The sequence below is a fragment of the Pseudomonas sp. xss_2 genome, from assembly GCF_043104195.1.
Lineage (GTDB): Bacteria > Pseudomonadota > Gammaproteobacteria > Pseudomonadales > Pseudomonadaceae > Aquipseudomonas > Aquipseudomonas urmiensis.
The window spans coordinates 1-5,639 of record NZ_JBICKL010000080.1 but is presented as its reverse complement, the minus strand read 5'-3'; the positions used below and the strand labels follow the sequence as shown (position 1 = coordinate 5,639).

Here is a 5,639-nt window from a genome sequence, read left to right as displayed (position 1 = left end):
CCTCCATAAAGCGCTACGTTATGCGACAATCGCAGCCCTTCGAATGCCGATCATGCACAAGCAGGCTCACCTGCATCATTAAAAAGCCCCATGACAGACCACGCCATCGACCAGCTGCTGAACAACCTCGACCACGCCATGATCGCCGACCGCCATCGTCTGCGTCGGCAATTGCATGAGCTGCGCAAGCGCCCTGACGAGGCCAAGCTGGCGCAGTGGGTGGACAAGGTCCAGGCCTCGTTCGCCCAGGTCACTGCGCGCCAGCAAAGCGTGCCGAGTATCCGCTACGACGATAATCTGCCGATCGCCGCCAAACGCGACGAGATCAAGAAGGCCTTGAGTGAACACCAGGTCCTGGTGATCGCCGGCGAAACCGGTTCGGGCAAGACCACTCAGTTGCCCAAGATCTGCCTGGAACTGGGCCGTGGCAGCCACGGCCAGATCGCTCACACCCAGCCCCGGCGGATCGCCGCACGCAGCGTTGCCGCGCGGGTCGCGGAAGAACTCGGCACGCCGCTGGGTGCGCTGGTCGGCTACCAGGTGCGGTTCGAGGATCAGAGCGATTCCAACACCCTGGTCAAGCTGATGACCGATGGCATCCTGCTCGCCGAAACCCAGCATGATCGGTTTCTTGAGCGCTACGACACGATCATCGTCGACGAGGCCCACGAGCGCAGTCTGAACATCGACTTCTTGCTCGGTTATCTGAAGACCTTGCTGCATCGCCGGCCCGAGCTGAAGCTGATCATCACTTCAGCGACCATCGATCTGGAGCGCTTCTCCAAGCATTTCGATAACGCGCCGATCATTGAAGTCTCGGGCCGCACCTACCCGGTAGAAACCTGGTATCGGCCGCTGACCAGCGAGCAGGACGAGGAAGGCAACCAGGTTGAAGACGACCTGACAGTTGATCAGGCGATCCTGGCTACCCTCGATGAAATCGCCGCGCACGAACGCAGTGTCGGCAAGGGGCCGGGTGATGTGCTGGTGTTCCTGCCCGGCGAGCGTGAGATTCGCGACGCTGCCGAGATCTTGCGCAAGGCCCAGCTACGTCACACCGAGATCTTGCCGCTGTACGCCCGGCTGTCGCCGGCAGAGCAGCAGAAGATCTTCCAGTCGCACCCAGGCCGGCGCGTGGTGCTCGCCACCAACGTGGCCGAGACTTCCCTGACGGTGCCCGGCATCCGCTATGTGATCGACAGTGGCACCGCGCGGATCAGCCGTTACAGCTATCGCGCCAAGGTTCAGCGCCTGCCTATCGAGGCGGTCTCGCAAGCCAGTGCCAACCAGCGTAAGGGACGCTGTGGGCGGGTCGAGCCGGGCATCTGTGTGCGCCTGTACAGCGAAGACGACTTCAACGGCCGGCCGGCGTTCACCGATCCGGAGATCCTGCGCACCAACCTGGCGGCGGTGATCTTGCAGATGCTCCACCTGCGCCTGGGTGCGATTGATGCCTTCCCCTTCATCGAACCGCCTGATGGCAAGGCCATCAGCGACGGTTTCAACCTGCTGCAGGAGCTGTCGGCGGTCAATCGCGAGAACCAGCTGACCCCGCTCGGCCGGCAACTGGCGCGTTTGCCTATCGATCCGCGGCTGGGCCGCATGCTGCTCGAAGGCGCCCGCTTGGGCAGTCTGCAGGAAGTATTGATCGTCACCAGCGCGCTGTCGGTGCAGGATCCACGCGAGCGTCCGCCGGAGCGTCAGCAGGCAGCGGATCAAGCCCACGCGCAGTGGAAAGACGTCGATTCGGACTTTGCCGCGCTGGTCAATCTGTGGCGCGGTTTCGAAGAGCAGCGTCAGGCGCTGACCGCCAACCCGCTGCGAAACTGGTGCCGGAAGAACTTCCTCAATTACCTGCGCCTGCGCGAATGGCGCGATGCCCATCGCCAGTTGTCGCTGATCTGTCGCGACCTGCAACTGACCGTTAATAAAGAACCCATTGACTATCAGCGCATGCACAAGGCCATTCTCAGTGGCCTGCTCAGCCAGATCGGCCACAAGACCGAAGAGGGTGACTACCAGGGCGCGCGCCAGCGCCGCTTCTGGATCCACCCCTCGTCCGGCATCGGCCGCAAGCGCCCGCAATGGGTGATGGCCGCCGAACTGGTCGAAACCACCAAGCTGTATGCGCGCATGGTGGCCAAGATCGAGCCAGACTGGATCGAGCCGCTGGCGGGGCACCTGATCAAGAAAAACCACTTCGAGCCGCACTGGGAGAAAAAGCGCGGGCAAGTGGTGGCCTATGAACAGATCACCCTGTATGGCTTGATCCTGGTCGGCCGGCGCCCGGTGCACTACGGGCCGATCGATCCGGTGGTATCACGCGAGCTGTTTATCCGCGAGGGTTTGGTTGGCGGTGAGATTCAGTCGCGGGCCAAGTGCCTGGCGGCTAACAAACGCCTGCTCGAACAGCTCGACGAGCTCGAGGCCAAGGCGCGCCGACGCGACATTCTCGCCGATGAGGAAACTCTCTTCGCCTTCTATGAAGCGCGCCTGCCTGCCGAGATTCACCAGACGGCGACGTTCGACGCCTGGTATCGCATGACCAGCCAGAAAGACGCCAATCTGCTGATCATGCGCGAAGAGGATGTGCTGGCCCGCGAGGCCAGTGAAGTGACCGCCGCGCAATACCCTGACAGCCTCAAGGTGGGCGAGCTGAGCCTGCCGCTGAGCTACCATTTCGAGCCGAACCATCCGCGCGATGGCGTCACTGTGCGGGTGCCGGCGCCGTTGCTGCCGAGCCTGCCGGGTGAGCGCCTGGAATGGTTGGTGCCAGGCTTGCTCGAGGCCAAGTGCATTGCCCTGGTACGTAACCTGCCCAAGGCCTTGCGCAAGAACTTCGTGCCGGTGCCGGACTTCGTCAAGGCCGCCCTGGCGCGGATGACCTTTGGCCAGGGCGGTTTGCCCCAGGCGCTGGGTCAGGAGCTGCTGCGCATGACCGGCGCGCGGGTCACCGATGAGGCTTGGGCGCAAGCGGCTGAGCTGGTCGAGAGCCACCTGCGGATGAACATCGAAGTGGTCGACGGCCAGGGTAAGTTCCTTGGCGAAGGGCGCGATCTGGCCGAGCTGACTTCCCGATTTGTCGCGGCCAGCCAAGCTGCACTGGCCATGCCGCGTACGGAAAAGTCCGAGCAGCCGGTGCAGGCCAAGGCCTTCGCCGACGTCGCTGAAACCGCCCAGCAAAAGATCGCCGGGCTGTCGATGACGGTCTACCCGGCGCTGGTCGAAGAGAACGGCAGCGTACGTGAAGGACGTTTCTCGACCCACGCCGAGGCCCAGTTCCAGCATCGCCGCGCATTGCAACGTTTGCTTTTGCAACAGCTGGCAGAGCCGGCCAAGTTCCTGCGGGGCAAGTTGCCCGGGCTGACCGAGCTGGGGCTGCTGTACCGCGACATGGGCCGGGTCGAGGCGTTGGTCGAGGACATCCTGCTGGCCAGTCTCGACAGCTGCATCCTGGAAGGTGAAGTGCAGCTGCCGCGCGATGGGGCGGGCCTTGCTTCGTTGGCCGAGCGCAAGCGCGGCAGTTGGGCTGAGCACGCCGAGCGCTTGGCCAGGCTGACGCTTGAGGTGCTCAAGCTGTGGCATGGCTTGCAAAAGCGCTTCAAAGGCAAGATCGACTTGAGCCAGGCGGTTGCCTTGAACGACATCAAGCTGCAGTTGGCCAACCTGGTCTACCCCGGTTTTGTGCGCGATACGCCTGGGGTGTGGTTCAAGGAATTGCCCCGCTACCTCAAAGCCATCGAATTGCGCCTGGAGAAACTCGGCTCGCAAGTGCAGAAGGACCGCGTCTGGAGTGGCGAACTGGCCACTCTCTGGACCCAGTACAAGACACGCGCCGACAAGCATGCCCAGGAGGGCAAGCGCGACGAGCAGTTGCTCATGTACCGTTGGTTGCTGGAGGAATATCGGGTATCGCTGTTCGCCCAGCAGCTGGGCACCAAGGTGCCGGTTTCCGACAAACGCTTGAGCAAACATTGGAGCCTGGTAGAGGGCTAAACCGCTGCAAATGTGGCAAACTTGCTGGAGTTTTGCGGCCGCTTTGCGGCCCTTCGCGAGCTAGACCGGCTCCCACGAGAACTCTGGGAGCAGGTTTACCCGCGAACGAGGGCATAGCCCTCGCTGGTTCTCCCGTTTCAGCGGGAAGTTGCAATTGTAAATTGGCACCAAGGTGCCATTATCTTGCCCCTTATTTCGGCCAGCGCCGCGCGGCGATGGCCTCTGACCAGAGGAACGACCGTGCATAACGTCGTAATCAGCGGCACCGGCCTGTATACCCCGGCCCAGAGCATTTCCAACGAAGAACTGGTGGAGTCGTTCAATACTTGGGTCACGCAGTACAACCAGGACAACGCGGCGGCCATCGCGCGTGGCGAAGTCCAAGCCCTGGCCGAATCCAACGCCGCCTTCATCGAGAAGGCGTCGGGGATCAAGAGCCGCTTCGTGTTGGACAAGGCCGGCATTCTCGATCCGCAGCGCATGAAGCCACGGTTGCCGGAGCGCTCCAATGACGAGCCCTCGATCCTCTGTGAGATGGCCGTGACCGCCGCCCGCCAGGCCCTTGAGCGTGCAGGTCGCACTGCCGCCGATGTCGATGCAGTGATCGTCGCTTGCTCCAACCTGCAGCGCCCGTACCCGGCTATCGCCATCGAAGTGCAGCAGGCGTTGGGTATCAACGGTTTTGGCTTTGACATGAACGTTGCCTGCTCGTCGGCCACCTTCGGCATCCAGACCGCCGCCAACAGCATTCAGCTGGGCCAGGCCCGTGCGGTGCTGGTGGTCAACCCTGAGGTGTGTACCGCTCACCTGAACTTCCGCGATCGTGACAGCCACTTCATCTTTGGCGATGCCGCTACCGCCGTGCTGCTCGAGCGTGCTGACCTGGCGACTTCGGCGCATCAGTTCGAGATCGTCAGCAGCAAGTTGCTGACTCAGTTCTCCAATAACATCCGCAACAATTTCGGCTTCCTTAACCGTGCGGCGGAGGAGGGTGAGGGGGCAGCGGACAAACTGTTCGTTCAGGAAGGGCGCAAGGTGTTCCGTGAGGTGTGTCCGATGGTTGCTGAGCTGATCGGCCAGCACTTGCAAGAGAATGGTCTGCAGCCGAGCGATGTGAAGCGTTTCTGGTTGCATCAGGCCAACTTGAGCATGAATCACTTGATCGTCAAGAAGCTGGTTGGGCGGGATGTGGCTGAGGAAGATGCGCCGGTGATTCTGGATCGGTATGCCAATACCAGTTCGGCGGGGTCGGTGATTGCCCTGCACCTGTATCAGGATGATTTGCCTGTGGGGGCGGTGGGGGTGCTGAGTTCGTTTGGCGCTGGGTATTCGATTGGTAGTGTGATTTTGCGTAAGCGGTGATTTTTGGGGTTTGGGTTTTTTCTGGTTGCGGGGGTGGCGTTGAGTCACCTTTGCGGCCATTTTGTGGGGGTTAGCGCTGGTTTTGAGTTGAGTTCTTGGAATGTGAGCTTATCCGTTTTTTGGGGCGCTGCTACTGGCCCCTTCCGCCCTTACGGCGGGTCACTTTTTGGCAGACGCCCGGTGTGCCGGCCCAGCCAAAAGTAACCAAAAAGGTCTGCGCTCCACCATCCGGCCCTCCGCTGCGCTTCGGGTCCCTTCGCGCCGGCGCCTTCCGGGCCCGC

At 62.0% G+C, this 5,639-nt stretch carries 2 protein-coding genes; both read left to right on the top strand.

Features of this window, described 5'->3' with window-relative positions:
• Positions 1-90: 90 nt before the first annotated feature.
• A complete protein-coding gene (gene hrpA, locus ACF8K2_RS20370; RefSeq protein WP_392467297.1) occupies positions 91-3,996 on the top strand; it encodes an ATP-dependent RNA helicase HrpA in 3,906 nt (1,301 codons plus the stop codon).
• A gap of 240 nt (positions 3,997-4,236) precedes the next feature.
• Positions 4,237-5,358, top strand: coding sequence for a beta-ketoacyl-ACP synthase III (locus ACF8K2_RS20365; protein ID WP_264237078.1), 1,122 nt, complete (start codon positions 4,237-4,239; stop codon positions 5,356-5,358).
• Positions 5,359-5,639 lie beyond the last annotated feature (281 nt).